The organism is Arthrobacter sp. P1_D12 (assembly GCF_056406175.1).
Genome location: NZ_JBFUAR010000031.1, coordinates 1 through 19,344 on the forward strand (window position 1 = coordinate 1; position 19,344 = coordinate 19,344).

Sequence of the window (19,344 nt, forward strand, 5' to 3'; positions counted from 1 at the left end):
CCGGCGTCCTTCATCCACCGCGCGGTCTCCAGGACCGCCGCGACCCCGCTGCCGTTGTCGTTGATCCCGGGCCCCTCCCGCACGGAGTCCAGGTGCCCGCCCACCACCACCGTGTTCCCGGCGTCCCCTGCGGTGTCGGCCAGGATGTTGAAGCTCTCCACCTGCTTGCGGTTCCTGCCCTCGCCGCGGAAGCTGAAGGTCTGCCGGACCGGGGTGTACCCCGCGGCACGCAGCTGCTCCTCGACATAGCGCGCGGACGCCTCATACCCGGAGGTCCCCGAGGCCCGGTTGCCACCATTGTCATCAGCAATCCGCTGCAACGCCTCCAGATGGCCCACCATGCCCCGGCCGCTGAACTCCGCCAGCAACGCCCTCGGATCCACACCACCGGCAGGATTCAGCCGCGAGGCAGTGCAGCCAGAGAGCACAAGACTGATTGCGAGCAAGATGGCTGCGGCCGCAGCCGTTCCGGGCCTTTTCATCATGTGGACATCCTCCATCCCCCGAAGATAACGCCCAGACCGTTCCAGAGGAAGACTTTGCCCGGGTGGCAACGGCTCCCGTCCCTCATTGTGGTGGCCTCCGGCCCGCCCCCGCACAGCCGGGGGAATATTTGGCCGTGGAGGGCGTTGTACCGGTCGATAGATGCAAATGCATGTAAATCGGTTATAGTAGGAACAGCTCCCGGAAGTCTCCGGCCACGGAAAGGCACATCATGCAGATCGGCGTATTCAGCGTCAGCGATATCACCACCGACCCCACCACGGGCCGCACCCCGACGGAGCACGAACGCATCAAGGCGTCCGTGGCGATCGCCAAAAAGGTAGAGGAAATCGGTATGGATGTCTACGCCATCGGCGAGCACCACAACCGGCCCTTCTTCTCCTCCTCCCCCACCACCACCCTGGCCTACATCGCCGCCCAGACGGAGCGCATCATCCTGTCCACGGCCACCACGCTGATCACCACGAATGACCCGGTGAAGATCGCCGAGGATTTCGCCATGCTCCAGCACCTCGCGGACGGACGCGTGGACCTGGTCCTGGGCCGCGGCAACACCGCCCCGGTCTACCCCTGGTTCGGCAAGAACATCCAGGACGGGATCGAACTCGCGATCGAGAACTACTCCCTGCTGCGCCGCCTCTGGGACGAGGACACCGTCAACTGGTCCGGCAAGCACCGCACCCCGTTGCAGAACTTCACCTCCACCCCCCGCCCGCTGGACGGCGTCGCCCCCTTCGTGTGGCACGGCTCGATCCGCACGCCACAGATCGCCGAAGTGGCGGCGTACTACGGTGACGGCTTCTTCGCCAACAACATCTTCTGGCCCAAGGAGCACTACCAGCAGCTGATCGGCCTCTACCGCGAACGCTACGAGCACTACGGCCACGGCAAGGCAGACCAGGCGATCGTGGGCCTCGGCGGCCAGTTCTTCATGCGGAAGAACTCCCAGGACGCCGTCAAGGAGTTCCGTCCCTACTTCGACAACGCCCCGGTCTACGGCCACGGCCCCTCGCTGGAAGACTTCACGTCCCAGACCCCGTTGACCGTCGGCAGCCCGCAGGAAGTGATCGAAAAGACCCTGACGTTCAGGGAGTACTTCGGCGACTACCAGCGCCAGCTCTTCCTGATCGACCACGCCGGCCTGCCGCTGAAGACCGTCCTGGAACAGCTGGACCTGTTCGGCGAGGAGGTACTGCCGGTGCTGCGCAAGGAATATGCCGCGCTCAAGCCGGCACACGTTCCCGAACCGCCGACGCACGCCGGCCGGGTTGCCGCCGCGCTGGCAGCGGGCACCGTCGACGCCGCCGCGGCGGAGACCACCATTCAGGGCTCCTGATGCCCGCCAAGACTACCGAATCGCCGGTACGCCTGGCCGCGGAAACCTGGGAATCCCTGTTCCGGGCCCAGGTGGCGGTGATGCGCAAGCTGCAGGCGGCGCCGGCATTCAAAGCCCTGGCGCTCAATGAGTACGACGTCCTGTTTACGCTCTCCCGCTGCCCCTCCGGGTGGCTGCGCCTGAACGAGCTCAACGACAACGTGCTGCTGAGCCAGTCCAGCCTGAGCCGACTGGTGGAGCGGCTCGAAAAGCGTGGGCTCGTTGAACGGACTCCGGCCCCGGAGGACGGCCGCGGGATCCTCATCCGGCTCACCGATGCCGGACGGGACCTGCAGAAGCAGATCGGCCGGGAACACGTGCGCGACATCGCCGCCCTCGTGGGCCCGGCCCTCTCCGCCGCCGAACAGCAGGAGCTGCTGCGGCTGACCGAGAAGCTCCGCGCCGCTGTCACCGTGCGCTAAGACCGTGCGGCCGTGACCTGAGGCCGCCCGGCCGTGCGCTGCCTAGTGGATCAAGACGAGCTGCGCCGGGTCTTCCTGCGGCAGGTTATCGACGACGGCGGTGACGCTGAGTTCCTTCAGGGACAGGCTGCCGCCCACGGTGGACAGGAAGGCGGTGTCCGAGGAATCGCGTCCTGCCGTGATCCGCAGCATGCTCTCCCGTGGCGCCAGCCCCGTGGGGTCGATGACGTGCCAGGCGCCGTTGATGTGCGCCTCGGCCACGGCGTGGAAGTCCATCGGGGTCAGTCCCGGGGCGTAGACGGCGGCCAGCCGGGCCGGGACGTTCTTGGAACGCAGCAGGGCAATGGCGAGGTGGGCAAAGTCCCGGCAGACGCCGCGGCGGTGCAGCAGTGTTTCGACCGCGCCGTCGGTCCCCCGCGAGGATCCGCTGACGTAGCGCAGCTCGTTGAAAACCCAGTCCCGGACGGCGTGGAGCAGCTCCTCGCCCTGGAGCCCGCCGAATTCGGCGTAGGCGGTGGGCAACAGCCGGTCCGATTCCGCGTAGCGGCTGGGCCGGACATAGCGGATCAGTTCCATGAGCCCGGGTTCCTCGGGCAGCGCGAAGCCGGTGACGGTGGCCGAATACTCAACCAGGACGTCGGTGGGTTCGGCGAATTCCATGTAGTGGAAGCGGCCGCCGTGATGGTCCGAGAGCTCGGTCAGCGGCACGTCCCCGCCTCCCGCGGTCACCCTGAGCGATTCGTCAATCGAGTCGTAGCCGGCGTTCCGGGCCACGGCCACGGCGAGAGCCACCTTGGTTTCGGCAACGGTCTTGAAGGCCAGGCGGGCGGCTACGGCGCGTTCCATGTATCTCTGTCTCCGGGATGTGGGATTGAGGTGGGTGCAGGAGAAGCCGCCGTCAACGGCCCGGGGATGTGCGGGGCGGGCGGGACTAGTTTTTGATCTTCAGAGACATTAGCATCCGCTGGACGTTCGCGAATTCGGACCCCTCGTTGACGTACTTGGCCGCCTGGTCGAGAGTGTCGAACGCCTTGGCGGGGGCAACCTTCTGGTCCGGCGCCAACGCCTTGAGCACTGTCAGGTCCCCAAACGAATAGTCCCCCTTGCCGGCCGGGCCACGGACCAGGTTCTGCAACGCGCAGCTCTTGCCGCCGGCGCCGCCCACCACGTTGGTGATGCCGTAGGAGCCGAAGTACTTGTAGCCCTGGATCACCCGGAACACCACGTGCGGGTCAATGGTTCCCCCGCCGCCGGCGTGCGGCAGGTCAACCGGCACGCTGCTGACCACGACGTAGTTGCGGGCGGCGTCGTCCGGGCAGGCAGCGGCCGGCTGCGGGGGCAGGCCGGTCTGCAAGGTGGCCAGGTAGGCGCCGCCGGCGTCCTTGACGGTGATCTTCAGCGCCCCGGGCAGAGCACCGGCGTCGGGAGCTACGGACTGGACAATCCAGTCCTGCGGCACCTCAAAACTGACGGACTTTGCCGGGTCGGTAAAGACCTTCCAGGCCGCTGCGCTCGAGCCCGGGGTGGGGGAAGCGCTGGCCGAGGCGGCGGCACTAGTGGTGGCTGACGGCGTCGCACTCTCACTCGCACCGGCACTCGCACTGTCCGCCGCGCTGCTGCCCGCGGTCCAGACCGGCGTCCCCTTGCCGTCGCTGCTGCAGCCCGAAAGGGCTGCCACCGCGACCGCGAGCGCCGCGCCGGTGCGCAGCACAGCGCCCCGGATTCCTGCGGTGCCTGCTGAAGAAGGGGCCGTCCCAGTCATGGTGCCAGCGTAGCCGGGGCGCCGCATGACTCAGAGCTCCCGCATCAGTGTTTCGTAGAACCGGACCCCCTGCTCCAGCGTCTCCAGCCCGACCTTTTCGTCAACGGCGTGGATCGAGCCGCGGGCCCGGACGTCCATGAAGAAGGGCGCGAAGCGGTACACGGCACCGCAGATCCCGGTGAAACGGCGCGAGTCGGTGCCGCCCATCATGATGTAGGGGGTGATGATCGCCTCGGGGAAGACCTGCCCGATGCAGTCCGCCAGCAGGTCCCACTGGGCCCCCGAGGACGGCGACACCGGAGACGGGTCGTTGCCCTCCACGACGCGCAGCCCGACTTTCGGGTCGCGGATGATTTTCCGCAGCAGTGCCATGGTGCCATCGACCCTCTCCCCCACCGCCACCCTGATGTTGGCGTTGGCCTTCGCCCTGGCGGCGAGGACGTTGGCCCCGGAGCTGCCTTCGAGCGTGGTGATGGCGACGGTGGTTCGGGTCATGGCGTTGGTCTCGCTGCCGAGCCGGCCGAAGAGCCAGGTGATCGGCGGCCGGAGCAGTGCCACGTTCGCGAACACGGCCCGCAGCGGTGGCGGGGTGTGCGGGCCGAAGCGGCGCAGCATCTCGGCGGTCACCTCCGGCAGCGACTGCGGGAACGGGCTGCGCTCGATCCGGGTGATGGCGCGGGCCAGCCGCGCTGTCGCCCCCATCCGCGGCGGCGTGGAGGCGTGTCCGCCCGGGTCCCGGGTCAGCAGCTCCACATCCAGGATTCCCTTTTCGGCCACGCCGACGACGGCGGCCGGCCGGCTCACCCCCGGGAAGGCGCCGCCCGCGACGGCACCGCCCTCGTCCAGGACGAGCCAGGGCGCCACGCCGCGGCCGGCCAGCAGGTCGGCGGCGGCCGCCGCGCTGTTGCCGGCCGTCTCCTCGTTGTTGCCGAACGAGAAGTAGAGGTCGTGCGCGGGCGCATACCCGCCAGCAGCAGGCTCTCGGCCGCTTCCAGGATGGCCACGAGCTGGCCCTTGTCATCGAGCGTCCCGCGGCCCCAGAGGAACGTGCCGTCGTTGTGGCCGGAGAACGGCGGGTGTGTCCACTCCCCCGGGTCGTCTGCCGGGACGACGTCGTAGTGTGCCATCAGCACCGATGCCCGGTGCGCGGCCGCCGGGTCCTCCGCTGGTGCGGCGCCGGGCCAGCGGTACAGGAGGGCGTGGCCGTTGACCCGCTCCAGTTCCAGGGCAGCATGGACCGCCGGATACAACCGGGGCAGCGCCGCGATGAAGGCCTCGAACTCGGCTGTTTCCACCCCGGCCCCGGCCGCGGAGGACCCCTCGGCCCGGCTGGACACGGTCCGGTACGTCACGAGCTCCGCCAGCGACGCCGCCGCGCGCCCGGCGCCCGGCGGGTGTCCGGGGCCGCCCGGTGTTCCGCCGGGGCTCTTGAGGGTATTGCCGGCGGCAGCGTTCTGCAGGGGGTTGCGCATGCGCGAAAGTCTACGGCCGGAGAGTCCGCCGGAACGGGCTATTCGGCGCGCGGGTCCGGCCCCGGAATCCGGGGCACAATTCGACGCACAAATTTCGGCCTCGGGAAAGCGGATACGCTGGGGGCATGGCCGAACAGAGCATTGACGGAACGCACTTTGGGGATCTGGGCGACGTGGCAGGCATGTCGGCCCTCGATATCGCGGACTGGCGGCTGCGGACCTTTGCCCTTTACGCCACCACGCGGAAGATTGCCGCGGACAGCCCGGCCGAGGCGCATTCCTACTGGCGCCAGGAGCGGGACCGCATGTTCGGCACCCACCCGGCGTCCGCGCTGACGGCCGAGGCCAAGGCCACCTTCGGCGGCCTGAAGACGGCAGACTACGATCCGATCTATCGTTTCCACGTCCCGCTGACCCCCGAGGGCGCCGGGCGGGAGATGAACGTAGAGACCGGGACCGACGGCCTGGTCCGGTTTGTGCGGCTGGGCACCTTCGACCTGCCCGAGATGGGACAGCTCGCGGTCTGGAAGCTCAGGGGCTACGGCGGGGGCATCTTCGTGCCGTTCCGTGACGCCACCGCCGGCCAGCCCGGCGGCAGCTACGGCGCCGGACGCTACCTCCTGGACACCATCAAGGGAGCTTTCCACGGCGTGCGGGGCTCCGGGCCCGACGCCGAATTCATCCTGGACTTCAATTTCGCCTACAACCCCTCGTGCGCCTACAACGAGGCGTGGGCATGTCCGCTGGCTGGCCCGGCAAACCGGCTGGCCGTGGACATCCCCGTGGGCGAGCTGTACTGAGCGGATGGAGTCCCAGCTCGAACAGCTTGACCCTGCCCCCGCCGTCGTCCTCGGGCCGAAGACCCGCCGGTACCGTGGAGTCCTCCGTTACCCCGTGGTCCGGCAGCTCATCCGGTTCACCGGCGTCGGCATTGTCTGCACCCTGACCTCCCTGGCCCTGTACGCCCTCTCCCGGCCCTGGCTTGGGGCACAGCCGGCCAACGCGGCGGCCCTGATCCTGACGTCGTTCATGAATACCGCCCTCAACCGGCGCCTGACGTTCAAGATCACCGAACGCCGCCGGATGAAGCGCGACCACCTCAACGGCCTGATCGTAATCCTCGTCGCGCTGCTGATCACCGGCGGCAGCCTCGCCGTCCTGCACTGGGTCAACCCGGACGCCACCGTGGCCGAGGAGCTGTGGACCACCACCCTCTCCGGTTTCGCCGCCACCGCCGTGCGGTTCACGATGCTGCGGCACTGGATCTTCCGCCGCGCCCGCCACCGCTGACGTCGCCCACGGCCCCCACCCCGGGTTGAGCTAGCAGTTCAAGCCGCCATGGAGGCGGCCCGATAGGGACATGTAGTCACAGCTCAACCGGTGGAGGGGGTGCCGAGGGAGCGGACGCCGGCGACGGCGGTGCGGACCGCGGCCGCCGCCTCCTGCAACTGCGCTGCCGTCACGGTCGAGTCGAAGCTGAACCGCACCGCCGTCTGGGCGATCTCGGGCCCGATGCCCAGGGCCAGCAGCACGGTTGAGGGCGCATCCGAGCCGGCGGCACACGCGGAACCGCTGGAGCAGATGATGCCCTGGCGTTCGAGCTCCAGCAGCACGGACTCGCCGCTCGTGCCCGGGAAGCAGAAGGAGGCCACCGAGGGCAGCCGCTCGGTGGGGTGGCCGGTGAGCAGCGCGCCGGGAACACCGGCCAGCACGGCGTCAATGAACCCGTCGCGGAGGGCAGCGACGCGCCCGGCCGGTTCCCGCGGCAGTGCCAGGGCCGTCGCCAGCGCCACGGCGCCGGCGACGTTTTCCGTGCCCGACCGGCGGCCCCGCTCCTGCCCGCCGCCGTGGACCAGCGGTTCAAGCCGGACCCGGCCGCGCACAAACAGCGCACCGCTGCCCTTGGGCGCGCCCAGCTTGTGGCCGGAAATACTCAGCGCGTCCACGCCCAGTGCGCCGGTGTCCAGCGGCAGCCAGCCGGCGGCCTGGACGGCGTCGGTGTGGAACGGGACTCCGTGCGCCCGGGCCAGCGCCGCGAGCCGGGCGATGGGCTGGACCGTGCCGACCTCGTTGTTGGCGTACATGATGCTGACCAGGGCCGTGCCGGGCTGCAGCACGGCGGCGAGGGCCTCTTCGCTCACCTGCCCGAAGCGGTCCACGGGGATCACGTCGACGGCGAAGCCGTGGACCCGTTCGAGGTACCGGGCGGATTCTTCCACCGCAGGATGCTCGACGGCGCTGATCGCCACCCGGTCCAGCCGCGGATCGGCGGCGCGCCGGGCAAGGGCGATGCCCTTGACGGCGAGGTTGTCCGCTTCCGTGCCGCCGGAGGTGAAGACGACTTCCCCGGGGCGGCAGCCGAGGGCCTTGGCGGTTGCGGCGCGGGCCCCCGCGAGCGCCGCGGCAGCCGCCTCACCCAGGGAGTGATGGCTTGACGGGTTGCCGAATTCGCCCGTGAGGTACGGCCACATGGCCTCCAGCACCTCGCGGCGGACCGGGGTGGTGGCTGCGGCGTCGAGGAAGATCATGGTGCGCCTCAGCCGGCCGCCGGACCGTCGCCGGAGTCGACGGCCGGCTCGACGTCAAGCTCGATGTCCAGGCCGAGGTCCAGGGCCGTGACACTGTGTGTCAGGGCGCCGATCGAGATGACGTCCACCCCGGTGGCCGCGATGTCCGCCACGGTGGCGAGGTTGACGTTGCCGCTGGCCTCGACGCGGGCCCGGCCGCCCACCAGCCCGACGCCGGCCGCGAGCTCGGCCAGGGAGAAGTTGTCCAGCATGATGGTGTCCACCCCGGCGGCAAGGACGGGCTCGATCTGCTCCATGGTGTCCACCTCCACCTCGAAGTGTGTCGTGTGGCCGAGCTGGGCCTTGGCGCCGCGCAACACTGCGGTCAGCTTCGCCGGATCGCCGCCGGTGAGAACGGCCAAGTGGTTGTCCTTGGCCAGGACTGCGTCGGAGAGGCTGAAGCGGTGGTTGGCGCCGCCGCCGCACCGCACGGCGTAGCGTTCGAGCACCCGCAGCCCCGGCGTCGTCTTGCGGGTATCGGTGATCCGGGCCCCGGTGCCGGCCACGAGCGCCACGAACTCGGCCGTTTTGGTGGCGATGGCGCACATCCGCTGGACCAGGTTCAGGGCGACGCGTTCGGCCAGCAGCACGGCGCGGGCGTTCCCGGTCACGCGGGCCAGGGCGGTTCCGGCGGCGAAGGCCTCGCCGTCGTTGACCAGCAGTTCGACGACGGCGCCCGGGTCGGTCAGCTTCATCGCCGCAGCGAAGACCTCCCCTCCGCTCAGCACGCCGGGAACGCGCGCATTGAGCACCGCCGTCGCCCGCGCCTGCGCGGGGATGAGCACCTGCGAGGTGATGTCCCCGGACGGGGCGTCCTCCTGCAGCGCCGTGCGAAGGACTGCCAGGACGGCGGCCCCGGGCAGGCTCCCGGCGAGCGCCGCGGCGCGGGAGGGCAGGGTTTCCGGGGCGGCGGTTGCGTGGGCAGTGGTGGTCACGAGGAAATCCTTTGCTTGGGACGAGATGCGGAGGCATGCCGGGGGCCGGACATACCGGCCGTCGATGTGGAGCGTGCGGGGCCAACCAGCACCGCGGAGTGCACGGCGCCGGCCGTGCTGTCTGCCCGGTAGTGGGCGCCGACCGAGTGGGTACGCTTCCTTGCCGCGGCCACGAGGAGTTCCGCAGCCAGCAGCAGGTTCCGGTCCTCGTGGGCACTCTGGCTGCGCCAGACACTGTGCCAGACACTGTGCCCGGCGCGGACTCCTGATTCAAAGTCGCCGGCTTCGACGTCAGCCGCTTCAAGATCGACGGCTTCAAAGTCGGCGGACCACTGCGCCAGCTGGGTCGCTGCGGCGTCGAGGTCGGCGCCCGTGCGGGTGACTCCCGCAGCCGCTGTCATGAGCTTTCCCAGGGCGGCGCGGCTGAATGGACCTTCGGCGGCACCGGTGGCGCCTGTCTTTGGGGTAACGGCTGCCGCGGGCCGGACATGGCTGCCGGGATGGACATCCTCGCGTGCCGGCGAGAGCCAGGCCGTGTCCGGTACGGGTGCGTGCAGGAAGTCCTCGACCGCACGGCGGCCAAACACGAGGCCCTCCAGCAGCGAGTTGCTCGCCAGCCGGTTTGCCCCCTGCGCCCCGGTGCGGGCGACCTCGCCGGCGGCGTACAGGCCGGGAACGGACGTGCGGCCCCGCAGGTCGGTGCACACGCCGCCCATCCAGTAGTGCGCTGCCGGGGAGACGGGGACCGTTTCTGTGGTCCAGTCGTAGCCGGCGGCGAGGGTGGCCGCCGTGATGGTTGGGAACCGCCGGGCCAGGAAGCCCGCGCCCCGCTCTGCCTCGATGCCGCGGGCGTCCAGGTAGACCGGGCTGTCCGGCGCGGCCCCGGTGGCGGCCAGGTGCAGGGCGATGCTGCGGGAGACGACGTCGCGGGGGGCCAGTTCGGCGTCGGGGTGGTAGTCGGGCATGAAGCGGTATCCCGCGGAGTCCAGCAGCACCGCGCCCTCGCCACGGACCGCTTCGGAGATGAGCAGGGCCGGCGGCCCGCCTGGAATCTCCTCGGCGGCAAGGGTGGTGGGGTGGAACTGGAAGAACTCGAGGTCCCGCACCGCGGCGCCGGCACGCCAGGCCAGGGCCAGGCCGTCGGCGGTGGCGACGGCGGGGTTGCTGGTGCGGGCAAAGAGCCGACCCGCCCCGCCGGTGGTGAGCAGGACGGCGTCGGCGGCCAGCGACTGGGGCCGTCCGGCGGCCAGGTAGGCCACTCCGGTGACCCGGGCCGGCGTCGGGGGCGTGCTGCCGGGCTGTGACAGTTCGTCCGGCAGCGCTTCAGCCAGGTCGTCCGGTCCGGTCAGGAGCCCGGTAACGAACGCGCTGGTCTCCACCCGGAGCCGGCCGTGGCCGGCGCGGTCCAGGACGGCGCGTTCGAGGACGGCGGCGACGAGCCCGCGGGCGATGCAGGCGCCCGTCGCGTCCCCGCCGGCGTGCAGGATGCGCGGCGCCGAGTGTGCCGCTTCCAGGCCCAGGGCCGGTCCGCCGCCGGGAGCTGCGTCGAAATGCACGCCGTAGCGGCCCAGGCCAGCGATGTCCCGGACGGCCTCTGTACACAGGACCCGGACTGCCTCGGGGTCGTTGAGCCCGGCACCGGCGGCGAGCGTGTCCGCGATGTGCGCTGCCACGGAGTCCCCGGGGGCGGCATCCTCCGGGGCCAGCACGGCCGAGATGCCGCCCTGGGCGTAGAACGTGTTGCTTTGCTCCAGCGTCCCCTTGCTCAGGAGGACCACCTCGATGTCACGGCCGCCGGTGGCGGCGTCGTCGGTGGCGAGCAGCGCGGCGTAGAGCCCCGCAATCCCGCTGCCGACGATCACGAGCCGCCTGGTCACGGCCGCGCCGCCAGCATGCGCTCCAGGGCCACCTTGGCCGGGGCGGCCACGTCTTCGTCCACGGTGATGCGGTTCAGCACCTCGCCGCGGACCAGCGCTTCCAGGACCCAGGCGAGGTAGCCGGGGTGGATGCGGTACATCGTGGAGCAGGGGCAGATCACCGGGTCCAGGCAGAAGATGGTGTGCTGCGGGTATTCCGCGGCGAGCCGGTTCACCATGTTGATTTCGGTGCCGATCGCGAACGTGGTGGGTTCCGTGGCCGCGGCGATGGCCTTCTTGATGAAGTCGGTTGACCCGGCGGAATCGGCGGCATCCACCACCTCCATGGGGCATTCCGGGTGCACGATCACCTGCACGCCGGGGAACTCGGCGCGGGCCTTTTCGATCTGGCCCACGTTGAAGCGCTTGTGGACCGAGCAGAAGCCGTGCCAGAGGATTACCCGGGAATCGAGCAGGGCCTGTTCGTCGTTGCCGCCGAGGTCCCTGCGCGGGTTCCACATCGGCATCTGCTCCAGCGGCACCCCCATGGCCTTGGCGGTGTTGCGGCCCAGGTGCTGGTCGGGGAAGAACAGCACGCGCTGGCCGCGTTCGAAGGCCCATTCCAGCACCGTCGCGGCGTTCGAGGAGGTGCAGACGATCCCGCCGCGCTCGCCGCAGAAGCCCTTGAGGGCGGCGGAGGAGTTCATGTAGGTGACGGGAATGACCGGGACCCGGCCCTCGGCGTCGGGCTCGGTGCCGAAGACCTCCTCAAGCTGTTCCCAGCACTCGGTGACCGAGTCGATGTCCGCCATGTCGGCCATGGAGCAGCCCGCGGCCAGGTTGGGCAGGATCACGGCCTGGTCGGGGCGGGACAGGATGTCCGCCGTCTCGGCCATGAAGTGCACGCCGCAGAAGACGATGGCCTCCGCGTCGGGCCGGGTAAGGGCGGCGTTGGCGAGCTGGAACGAATCGCCCACGAAGTCGGCGTATTCGATCACTTCGTCGCGCTGGTAGAAGTGCCCCAGCACGACGGCGCGGTCCCCCAGTGCCGCTTTGGCGGCGCGGATCCGGGCGTCGAGTTCGGCGTCGGAAGCGAGCTTGTATTCTTCCGGGAGCTGGCCCTGCCGGGGAGTGGAGGCCGGTGCGACGTCGGCGGAGGAGGCTCCCGGCCCGTAGGCGGGCACTCCGGCGAGGGCCTCGGCGAGGTCGTAGTCCCAGGGCCCGCGGGCCAGCGCGGGGCTGCAGGTGGAGGCGGCCGCGCCCTGTGCCATGGTGGTGGCCTGCTCGCGCGTGATCAGCTGGATTGCCGTGTTGACGCTGCTCATGGTGTGCTCCTGTTGTCTGGGTCGAGGCCTGGGCGGCCGGTGAAGCGGTAGAGGCGGGGCGGGCGGTGCTTGCCGCCCTGCAGATAATGGTCGGTTTCTTCGATTTCCGGTGTGGCCTTGACCTGCCGGCGGAAGTTGGCGGGATCGAGTTCGCGGTCCAGGACGGCCTCGTAGACCTCCCGGACCTGGGCGAGGGTGAAGTACTCGCCCAGCAGGTGGTAGGCGATGGATCCGTAGGCCATCTTGTTGCGCAGACGCCACAGCGCGTAGTCGACGATCGAGTTGTGGTCGAAGGCCAGCTCGTCCAGCCTGTCGGCGCGGAACCAGCGCACGTTCTCCGATTCGTCGGCCAGCGCGGCCTCCGTGGGCTGGACGAGTGCCCAGTACACGATCGAGACGACGCGCTGGGTGGGCGAGCGGTGCAGCCCGCCAAAGGCGTAGAGCTGTTCGAGGTAGTTCGGGGCCAGGCCGGTGGTCTCGCGCAGGTTCCGCGAGGCGGCGTCCTGGAGTGACTCGGAGTGCGTGAGCGGGCCGCCCGGCAGGGCCCACAGGCCCTTGAACGGCTCGCGGATCCGGCGCACCAGCGGAATCCACAGTGTGGGCCGTCCGGACCTCTCGCTGGGGCGCAGCGCAAAGATCACCGTGGAGATGGCCAGCGACGGCGGCGCGGTCTGGCGCTCCGAGACGTTGGCTGCTGTGGTGTAAACGGTGGTTCACCCGCCCTCTGAGGTCCCGGGCGGGTCCAGCGGTGGACTGCCCGGCCGGATCCGGCCCGACCGCCGGATTAGTTATAGTCAAATTGACTAGAACTAATGATACGGCCGAGACGGCAGGGCGCAAAATGTTTCAGGTCACATGGGCGGGCACATTTGCGGAAACGGCCGCGGCGCCGGCGCTGCCGGGGTTCGGTCCGGGCTTGTCCGCGGGAGCCGGCAACGGTAACAATCGGGGCTATGGACGGAGAAGACATGGGCCCGGAGGCTATGGACGGAGAAGTTATGGACCCGGAGGGTAGGGACTCAAAGGGTAGGGACTCAGAGGCGGTCAGGGCCCGATACGCGGGAGCGGCCCAGGCATTCATGGAGCTCGCCGGGCAGGTACCGCACCAGGCGTGGGCGCGGCCGGCACTGGGCGAATGGGATGTCCGGGCGCTGACCGGCCACACGAGCCGCGCCCTGACAACCGTGGAAACCTACCTCGCCACCCCGGCCGCCGGGGCGCGGGTGCCGGGTCCAGTGGAATACTTCCTGGCCGTCCGGGGCGCCACCTCGCCCGCCGCGATTGCGCAGCGAGGCAGGGAAACCGGGGAGGCGCTGGGCGAGGACCCTGCAGCTGCCGTGCGGGAGCTTGTCCAACGCGTCACGGCCCTCGTCAGGAACACGCCGGACGATGCCCTGGTGGCCACCCCTGCCGGAGTAATGACGCTCATCGACTACCTGCCGACCCGGACCTTCGAGCTGGCCGTGCACACCCTGGATCTGGCGCGCGCCCTGGGCCTGCCGCCGCCCGCCGCCTTGGCCCCGGCGGTCGCGGCCTCCCTGGAGCTCGCCGGAGCCATCGGCTCCCGGCTGCCGTCCGCCGGTGATTTGCTGCTCTTGCTCACCGGCCGGACCGGCCTGCCCGAAAACCTGAGTGTCCTCTAGCCCGTGCCGGCGGCCGCGGCTTCCAGCAGCGGCAGGGTGCGGCCCTGGAAGTGCGTATTGAGCACGATCACGGAGGACGAGCGCAGGACCGATCTGGTGGCGATCATGGCATCGAGGACGCGCTGGAGGTCCGAATTGGAGCGGGCGGCTATCCGGGCCATGAGGTCCGAGCTCCCGGAGACGGTATGGATCTCGATCAGCTCGGGGATCCGCGCCAGGGCCTCCACGACGGCGTCGTGCCCGAGGTCCTGGTTGATCGTGAGGGAGCAGAAAGCCACGACGGGGTAGCCGAAGTGCGCCGGATCGGGCTGGGGCACCCATGAGCCAATCACGCCGGCGTCCTGCATCCGGTCCAGGCGCGACTGCACCGTGGCGCGGGCAACCTTCAGTACACGGGAGGCCTCCAGGACCGAGGCCCGGGGGGAATCCGTGAAAAATCGGACAATCTTTGCATCAAGCGGATCAACGTCCACTGATTCTTCCTTCCCAAGCGGGACCGGGCCGGACAAACAGCCACCGATGCCCCAATTCAGTTAGCAAACTGCCACCATGCTCTCACGGCGGAGGCGCCCCGGCGGCCGGGGGCAGGTCCCAAATCCGGTAAATTCAATAGGTCCCATAAGGACGAAAAGATCCAAACCACACGAAGGTTCGCCATGACGATGAAGTCCACCGCGACGCTACCCACCGCGGTTCCCGCCCCGAGCCTGGGGCACAGCATGAAACCACGCCAGCTGACAATGATGGGACTGGGCAGCGCGATCGGCGCCGGCCTGTTCCTCGGCTCGGGGGCAGGAATCCAGGCGGCGGGACCGGCCGTGCTGATCTCCTACCTCGTCGCAGGAACCCTGATCATCCTGGTGATGTGGGCGCTCGGGGAGATGGCCGCGGCCAATCCCAACAGCGGCGCCTTCTCCGTGTACACGCAAAAGGCCATGGGCAAGACCGCGGGCGCCACCGTCGGCTGGCTCTGGTGGCTCCAGCTCGTGGTGGTCATCGCGGCCGAGGCCCTCGGTGCGGCCGGGCTCCTGTTCACGGTGTGGCCGGTGATCCCCGTCTGGGCACTCTCCCTGATCTTCATGGCCCTGTTCACCGCCATCAACCTGGCGGGCGTGAAGAATTTCGGCGAGTTCGAATTCTGGTTCGCCATCCTCAAGGTGGCTGCCATCGTGATATTCCTGGCCATCGGCGGGGCCCTGCTGCTGGGCTTGCTGCCGGACGTCCCGTCCCCTGGCCTCAGCAACTTCACGTCCGGCTTCGCCCCGGCCGGCCTGGGCGGCATCGCAACCGCACTCTTCGTCGTCATCTTCGCCTTCGGCGGCACCGAGATTGTCAGCGTGGCCGCGGCCGAGACGGAAAACCCGGAGCGCAGCGTCGCCCAGGCGATCCGCACCGTCGTCTGGCGGATCCTCGTGTTCTACATCGGCTCGGTATTCGTCATCGCGGCCGTCCTTCCCTCGACCTCCGCGGCCCTGAAGTCCCCCTTCGCCGGCGTCCTCGACGTCGCCCGGATCCCCGGCGCCGGCGCCGCGATCACCCTGGTCGCCGTCATCGCGCTGCTCTCCGCCCTGAACGCCAACCTCTACGGCGCGTCCCGCATGGTGTACTCGCTCTCTGAGCGCGGCGAAGCCCCCAAGTTCCTCTCCAAGCTCAACACGGCCCGGGTCCCGGTCGTGGCGGTGAGCGTCTCCGTGGCCTTCGGCTTCCTGGCCGCCGTTCTCGAACTGCTCTTCCCGGACCAGATCCTGCCGGCGCTGTTCCAGCTGGTCGGTTCCACCTGCCTCGTGGTGTGGGGCTCGGCCCTGGTGTCCCAGCTGATCCTGCGCCGCCGGGCTGACCGCGACGGCACTGCGCTGCCGCTGCGGATGAAGGGCTTCCCGGGGCTGACGATCTTCGGGCTCGTGCTCCTGGCTCTGATCTTCGCCGTCGGCTTCAGCAGCCCGGAGAGCAGCAAGCAGCTGGTCAGCACCCTGGTACTGGTGGCCGGCATCGCGGTGGCGTGCTGGACCGGCGCCCGGATCACCCGGAACCGCAACGCCGCCGCCGGCGCGAAAGCCGACCAGGCGGAACAGCCCAGCCGCTAGACAAATTGCCAAGCTCACCGGCGCTCGGGGCGGCATAAGTGTGCAGTCTGGGCACCCCAGCCTAGGCTGATTGCCCACCCCGCCGCCGGTGACTAGGGTCACAGGCATGGACACACTTCTCCCCGTGGCTTCCGGCMGCGCTGCCGGGCCGCTCACAGCCGATGAACTCCGCGAGCTCTATTCGCTCATGGTGGCCGTCCGGCACCTCGACACCTCGGCCATCGCCTGGCAGCGGCAGGGCATCATCCCCGGCTACGCCCCCGAACTCGGCCAGGAAGCGGCCCAGGTGGGCAGTGGCTACGCCGTGGACACCACCCGGGACTTCGTCTTCCCCACCTACCGCGAAATGGGCGTTGCCCGGACCATGGGCCTGGACATGGTGGCCTACATGTCCACCCACAAGGCCACGTGGCACGGCGGCCTGTACAACCCGATGGAATCCCGGCTGGCCCCGATCCAGGCGGTCGTCGCCGGCTCCGTCCTGCACGCCGTCGGCTGGGCCCACGGCCAGACGCTGGACAAAAAGGACGGCGTCGCCCTGACCTACTTCGGCGACGGCGCCTCATCGCAGGGCGACGTGCACGAGGCGATGAACTTCGCCGCCGTGATGAAGGCGCCCGTGGTGTTCTTCGTCCAGAACAACGGCTGGGCCATCTCGGTCCCCACCGAACGGCAGGTGGCCGGCGGCTCCGTCGCGGCCCGCGCCGCGGGTTACGGCATGCCGGCGCTGAAGATCGACGGCGACGACGTCGTCGCGGTCCTCGAAGCGACCCGCCGCGCCTTCGCGCATGCCCGTTCCGGCAACGGCCCGGTGCTCATCGAGGCCATGACCTACCGCCGCGGCCCGCACTCCACGTCCGATGATCCGGGCCGCTACCGCTCCCTCGACGAGGAACGCGACGGCGCAGGCACCGACCCGCTCGAGCGGCTCCGGCAAAGGCTGCTGGCCGATGGAATCGCCGACGAGGCGTTCTTCGCCGAGGCGCTGGCCGCGGCCAAGGCCGAAGAGGAGCAGATCCGTACCGGCATCCAGGCCCTGGGCTCCCGGCCCGGCACCGAAATGTTTGACCTGGTCTTCCAGGAAACCACCCCTGCCCTGCAGGCCCAGGCCGCCAACTGGCGCGAGGAGTCCGAACATGTCTAACTCGATACTCGAAAGCGAAAGCGCCAGCGGCGAGAGCACTGCCGACAACACCGGCGACGACACTGTCACCAACCCGGCCGTAAGCGAGCCCGCCACCACGGTGATGTCGATGCAGCAGGCACTCAACCGCGCCCTCGACGAGGTCCTCGCGGAGAACCCCAAAGCCGTCGTCTTCGGCGAGGACTGCGGCCGGCTCGGCGGCGTCTTCCGCATCACCGACGGGCTGCAGGCCAGGCACGGCGCGCAGCGCGTCTTTGACACCCCGCTGGCGGAATCCGGCATCCTGGGCATGTCCGTGGGCCTCGCGATGGCCGGGTTCCACCCCATTCCCGAGGTCCAGTTCGACGGCTTCGCGTATCCGGCCATCAACCAGATCGTCTGCCAGATCGCCCGGATGAACTACCGCAGCCGGGGCACCATGCCGATGCCCATCACCCTGCGGGTGCCCAGCTTCGGCGGCATCCGCGCCCCCGAACACCACGGCGAAAGCCTGGAGGCGCTCTTCGCCCACGTACCGGGCCTGAAGGTGGTCTCGCCGTCGAACCCGCATGAGGCCTACCACCTGCTCAAGTACGCCGCCACGCGGCCGGACCCGGTGATCTTCATGGAGCCGAAGTCGCGGTACTGGCAGAAGGGTGAGGTGGACACCGCCAGGCACGACGCAGATGGCGGCTCCCCCACCGGCGCCAAGGTGATGCGCGAAGGCCGCCACCTCACCCTGGTCGCCTGGGGCGCCATGGTGGCCCGCTGCCTGCAGGTGGCGGAGCTCGCGGCCGAGGACGGGATCGACATCGAGGTCCTGGACCTGCGCTGGCTCAAGCCGATCGACGCCGAGGCCCTCGCCGCCTCCGTGCGCAAGACGCGCCGCGCCGTCGTCGTCCACGAGGCGCCGCTGACCTCCGGCCTCGGCGCCGAAGTGGCGCAGCTGATCACGCAAAGCTGCTTCGACACCCTCAGGGCGCCGGTGGAGCGCATTACCGGCTTCGACGTCCCGTACCCCTCGGGCGACCTGGAAGATGAATACATCCCGAACATTGACCGGATCCTCTTCGGCATCCAGCGAGTATTGGAGTACAAACGTGGCTGAAATTTCCTTCCCGCTCCCGGATCTCGGCGAGGGCCTGATCGAGGCCACCGTGCTGGAATGGCTGGTTTCCCCGGGCGAGCAGGTGGAACGCAACCAGCCGCTCGTGGAGGTCGAAACCACCAAGTCGGCCGTTGAATTGCCCAGCCCGCAGGCAGGTAAGGTAGTGCGTATCTACGGCGGGCCCGGCGACAAGATCAATGTCGGCGAGCCCCTGATTGTGTTTGAGGTGCCGGACAACACCGCCGGCATCGTGGGCACGGTCCCGAAGGAAGAGGCACCGAAGCGCCGGGTCCGCCTGAGCGCCGTACTTGATGAGGACTGAGAGCATGAGCGGCAGACACACCGGCGAGCAGCATTCGCACACCGTTGAGGGCACCGACCCCCAGCTGTACGTGCAGGTGCATGAGCCCCAGAACGACGCCGGGCTCCGTCCCGTCCTGCTGCTGCACGGCTTCTCCTCCTCCTCCAAGCTCAACTGGGAAGACAGCGGCTGGCTCACTGCGCTCCTGGAAGCCGGCCGGCGCGTCATCACCGTGGACCTGCCCGGCCACGGCCGCAGCGGCGCCCCGGAGGACATGGACTCCTACTCCCCCAGCCGGATCCGCGCGGACCTGCTGCAGATAGTGTTCGACGCCGGCGCGCGGCCGCTGCGCGACGGGGACCCGTCCAGCGGGCTCGACGTGATCGGCTATTCGCTGGGGTCCCGCCTCGCCTGGGAGTTCGGGGCCACACAGCACGAGCTGGTGCACCGGCTGGTCCTGGGCGGCCCGAACGTCGCCGACCCCCTGGCGGACTTCGACCTGATCGCCGCGCAGCGGTACCTGGCCGACGGCACGCCGATCGCGGACGAGTCGACCGCCGGGCTGCTGAAGATGGCCATGCTGCTGCCCAGCAACAACATCTTCGCGCTGCTGTCCCTGGTCGAGGCAATCAAGACCGAGCCGTACAACCCCGCCGAAGCGGTCCCCCACATGCCGATGCTCCTCGTGGCGGGGGAAAACGACGACCGGGCCGCCACCATGCCGGAGCTCGCCGCCCTGGGCGCCAAGGCCGGCGGCCTGGTCGAACAGCTCGTGCTGCCGGGCCGCAACCACACCAATGCCATCACCAGCCGCGCCTTCAAGCAGGGCGCCATCAGCTTCCTGGGCGTCTAAACCCACCGTACAAA

Annotated in this window: 19 protein-coding genes and 1 pseudogene; 10 read left to right on the forward strand and 10 right to left on the reverse strand. The window is 69.6% G+C overall.

The genetic code is table 11. From position 1 onward, the window contains the following. The coding region (locus tag AC1DZV_RS19575) for a M28 family peptidase (RefSeq protein ID WP_476954399.1) at window positions 1-485 on the reverse strand (485 nt) is incomplete at its 3' end. A 230-nt stretch (window positions 486-715) separates the two neighbouring features. Between AC1DZV_RS19575 and AC1DZV_RS19580 the strand changes: the two genes are divergently transcribed. After that, window positions 716-1,840 (forward strand): LLM class flavin-dependent oxidoreductase, encoded by a 1,125-nt coding sequence (locus AC1DZV_RS19580; protein ID WP_476951867.1) that lies wholly within the window; start codon window positions 716-718, stop codon window positions 1,838-1,840. Continuing rightward, window positions 1,840-2,301: a MarR family winged helix-turn-helix transcriptional regulator gene (locus tag AC1DZV_RS19585; protein ID WP_476954400.1), complete on the forward strand. Its 462-nt coding sequence runs from the start codon at window positions 1,840-1,842 to the stop codon at window positions 2,299-2,301. The genes AC1DZV_RS19580 and AC1DZV_RS19585 overlap by 1 nt, the downstream gene beginning before the upstream one ends. Before the next feature lie 42 nt (window positions 2,302-2,343). On the opposite strand, the gene AC1DZV_RS19590 is transcribed toward AC1DZV_RS19585, so the two are convergent. The 3 genes and pseudogenes from AC1DZV_RS19590 to AC1DZV_RS19600 all read right to left on the reverse strand — a co-directional run bounded on the left by AC1DZV_RS19590 (window position 2,344) and on the right by AC1DZV_RS19600 (window position 5,535). Continuing rightward, a complete protein-coding gene (locus AC1DZV_RS19590; RefSeq protein ID WP_476951868.1) occupies window positions 2,344-3,147 on the reverse strand; it encodes a transglutaminase-like domain-containing protein in 804 nt (267 codons plus the stop codon). An 85-nt stretch (window positions 3,148-3,232) separates the two neighbouring features. Further along, complete coding sequence (locus AC1DZV_RS19595) at window positions 3,233-4,063, reverse strand: hypothetical protein (RefSeq protein ID WP_476954401.1); 831 nt, start codon at window positions 4,061-4,063, stop codon at window positions 3,233-3,235. A gap of 30 nt (window positions 4,064-4,093) precedes the next feature. Continuing rightward, window positions 4,094-5,535: pseudogene (locus tag AC1DZV_RS19600) on the reverse strand (M20/M25/M40 family metallo-hydrolase). A gap of 125 nt (window positions 5,536-5,660) precedes the next feature. On the opposite strand from AC1DZV_RS19600, the gene AC1DZV_RS19605 reads away from it, so the two are divergent. Next, the gene (locus tag AC1DZV_RS19605; RefSeq protein WP_079554377.1) at window positions 5,661-6,335 is read left to right on the forward strand and encodes a DUF1684 domain-containing protein; all 675 of its coding nucleotides are present in this window, start codon (window positions 5,661-5,663) and stop codon (window positions 6,333-6,335) included. Between the two features lie 4 nt (window positions 6,336-6,339). Then, window positions 6,340-6,825 carry a GtrA family protein gene (locus AC1DZV_RS19610; RefSeq protein WP_028277527.1) on the forward strand — a complete coding sequence of 162 codons (486 nt, stop codon included), beginning with the start codon at window positions 6,340-6,342 and terminating at the stop codon, window positions 6,823-6,825. 83 nt (window positions 6,826-6,908) lie between these two features. On the opposite strand, the gene AC1DZV_RS19615 is transcribed toward AC1DZV_RS19610, so the two are convergent. The 5 genes from AC1DZV_RS19615 to AC1DZV_RS19635 are packed head-to-tail and all read right to left on the reverse strand — an operon-like array spanning window position 6,909 to window position 12,799. Further along, window positions 6,909-8,063, reverse strand: coding sequence for a cysteine desulfurase family protein (locus AC1DZV_RS19615; protein WP_476954402.1), 1,155 nt, complete (start codon window positions 8,061-8,063; stop codon window positions 6,909-6,911). 8 nt (window positions 8,064-8,071) lie between these two features. Beyond that, window positions 8,072-8,998: a carboxylating nicotinate-nucleotide diphosphorylase gene (nadC, locus tag AC1DZV_RS19620; RefSeq protein ID WP_476954426.1), complete on the reverse strand. Its 927-nt coding sequence runs from the start codon at window positions 8,996-8,998 to the stop codon at window positions 8,072-8,074. A gap of 35 nt (window positions 8,999-9,033) precedes the next feature. Continuing rightward, complete coding sequence (locus tag AC1DZV_RS19625; protein ID WP_476954403.1) at window positions 9,034-10,914, reverse strand: L-aspartate oxidase; 1,881 nt, start codon at window positions 10,912-10,914, stop codon at window positions 9,034-9,036. After that, complete coding sequence (gene nadA / locus AC1DZV_RS19630; RefSeq protein WP_476954404.1) at window positions 10,911-12,218, reverse strand: quinolinate synthase NadA; 1,308 nt, start codon at window positions 12,216-12,218, stop codon at window positions 10,911-10,913. Before nadA ends, AC1DZV_RS19625 begins: the two co-directional genes overlap by 4 nt. Beyond that, complete coding sequence (locus AC1DZV_RS19635; protein ID WP_476951875.1) at window positions 12,215-12,799, reverse strand: NUDIX hydrolase; 585 nt, start codon at window positions 12,797-12,799, stop codon at window positions 12,215-12,217. Before AC1DZV_RS19635 ends, nadA begins: the two co-directional genes overlap by 4 nt. Window positions 12,800-13,171: 372 nt before the next feature. On the opposite strand from AC1DZV_RS19635, the gene AC1DZV_RS19640 reads away from it, so the two are divergent. Further along, on the forward strand, window positions 13,172-13,861 hold the full coding sequence (locus AC1DZV_RS19640; protein ID WP_476954405.1) for a maleylpyruvate isomerase N-terminal domain-containing protein: 690 nt from the start codon (window positions 13,172-13,174) through the stop codon (window positions 13,859-13,861). Here AC1DZV_RS19640 and AC1DZV_RS19645 read toward each other — a convergent pair. Further along, window positions 13,858-14,334 carry an Lrp/AsnC family transcriptional regulator gene (locus tag AC1DZV_RS19645; RefSeq protein WP_028277521.1) on the reverse strand — a complete coding sequence of 159 codons (477 nt, stop codon included), beginning with the start codon at window positions 14,332-14,334 and terminating at the stop codon, window positions 13,858-13,860. The two genes, AC1DZV_RS19640 and AC1DZV_RS19645, sit on opposite strands and share 4 nt — an antisense overlap. 183 nt (window positions 14,335-14,517) lie before the next feature. Between AC1DZV_RS19645 and AC1DZV_RS19650 the strand changes: the two genes are divergently transcribed. The 5 genes from AC1DZV_RS19650 (at window position 14,518) to AC1DZV_RS19670 (ending at window position 19,330) form a co-directional block, all read left to right on the forward strand. Continuing rightward, complete coding sequence (locus AC1DZV_RS19650; RefSeq protein WP_476943380.1) at window positions 14,518-15,945, forward strand: amino acid permease; 1,428 nt, start codon at window positions 14,518-14,520, stop codon at window positions 15,943-15,945. A 106-nt stretch (window positions 15,946-16,051) separates the two neighbouring features. Next, window positions 16,052-17,089: a thiamine pyrophosphate-dependent enzyme gene (locus AC1DZV_RS19655; protein ID WP_476954406.1), complete on the forward strand. Its 1,038-nt coding sequence runs from the start codon at window positions 16,052-16,054 to the stop codon at window positions 17,087-17,089. Continuing rightward, window positions 17,082-18,176 carry an alpha-ketoacid dehydrogenase subunit beta gene (locus AC1DZV_RS19660; protein ID WP_476954407.1) on the forward strand — a complete coding sequence of 365 codons (1,095 nt, stop codon included), beginning with the start codon at window positions 17,082-17,084 and terminating at the stop codon, window positions 18,174-18,176. Before AC1DZV_RS19655 ends, AC1DZV_RS19660 begins: the two co-directional genes overlap by 8 nt. Continuing rightward, on the forward strand, window positions 18,169-18,498 hold the full coding sequence (locus AC1DZV_RS19665) for a biotin/lipoyl-containing protein (RefSeq protein ID WP_018775751.1): 330 nt from the start codon (window positions 18,169-18,171) through the stop codon (window positions 18,496-18,498). Before AC1DZV_RS19660 ends, AC1DZV_RS19665 begins: the two co-directional genes overlap by 8 nt. A 4-nt stretch (window positions 18,499-18,502) precedes the next feature. Further along, on the forward strand, window positions 18,503-19,330 hold the full coding sequence (locus AC1DZV_RS19670; RefSeq protein WP_476954408.1) for an alpha/beta fold hydrolase: 828 nt from the start codon (window positions 18,503-18,505) through the stop codon (window positions 19,328-19,330). The last annotated feature ends 14 nt before the right edge of the window (window positions 19,331-19,344 follow it).

What these genes read in the sequence shown, in the direction of transcription:
- AC1DZV_RS19605 (WP_079554377.1), top strand. Translation starts at nt 5,661, where the DNA reads ATGGCCGAACAGAGCATTGACGGAACGCACTTTGGGGATCTGGGCGAC.
- AC1DZV_RS19650 (WP_476943380.1), top strand. Translation starts at nt 14,518, where the DNA reads ATGACGATGAAGTCCACCGCGACGCTACCCACCGCGGTTCCCGCCCCG.
- AC1DZV_RS19590 (WP_476951868.1), bottom strand. Translation starts at nt 3,147, where the DNA reads ATGGAACGCGCCGTAGCCGCCCGCCTGGCCTTCAAGACCGTTGCCGAA.
- AC1DZV_RS19660 (WP_476954407.1), top strand. Translation starts at nt 17,082, where the DNA reads ATGTCTAACTCGATACTCGAAAGCGAAAGCGCCAGCGGCGAGAGCACT.
- AC1DZV_RS19580 (WP_476951867.1), top strand. Translation starts at nt 716, where the DNA reads ATGCAGATCGGCGTATTCAGCGTCAGCGATATCACCACCGACCCCACC.
- AC1DZV_RS19615 (WP_476954402.1), bottom strand. Translation starts at nt 8,063, where the DNA reads ATGATCTTCCTCGACGCCGCAGCCACCACCCCGGTCCGCCGCGAGGTG.
- AC1DZV_RS19610 (WP_028277527.1), top strand. Translation starts at nt 6,340, where the DNA reads ATGGAGTCCCAGCTCGAACAGCTTGACCCTGCCCCCGCCGTCGTCCTC.
- AC1DZV_RS19595 (WP_476954401.1), bottom strand. Translation starts at nt 4,063, where the DNA reads ATGACTGGGACGGCCCCTTCTTCAGCAGGCACCGCAGGAATCCGGGGC.
- AC1DZV_RS19670 (WP_476954408.1), top strand. Translation starts at nt 18,503, where the DNA reads ATGAGCGGCAGACACACCGGCGAGCAGCATTCGCACACCGTTGAGGGC.
- AC1DZV_RS19585 (WP_476954400.1), top strand. Translation starts at nt 1,840, where the DNA reads ATGCCCGCCAAGACTACCGAATCGCCGGTACGCCTGGCCGCGGAAACC.
- nadA (WP_476954404.1), bottom strand. Translation starts at nt 12,218, where the DNA reads ATGAGCAGCGTCAACACGGCAATCCAGCTGATCACGCGCGAGCAGGCC.
- AC1DZV_RS19640 (WP_476954405.1), top strand. Translation starts at nt 13,172, where the DNA reads ATGGACGGAGAAGACATGGGCCCGGAGGCTATGGACGGAGAAGTTATG.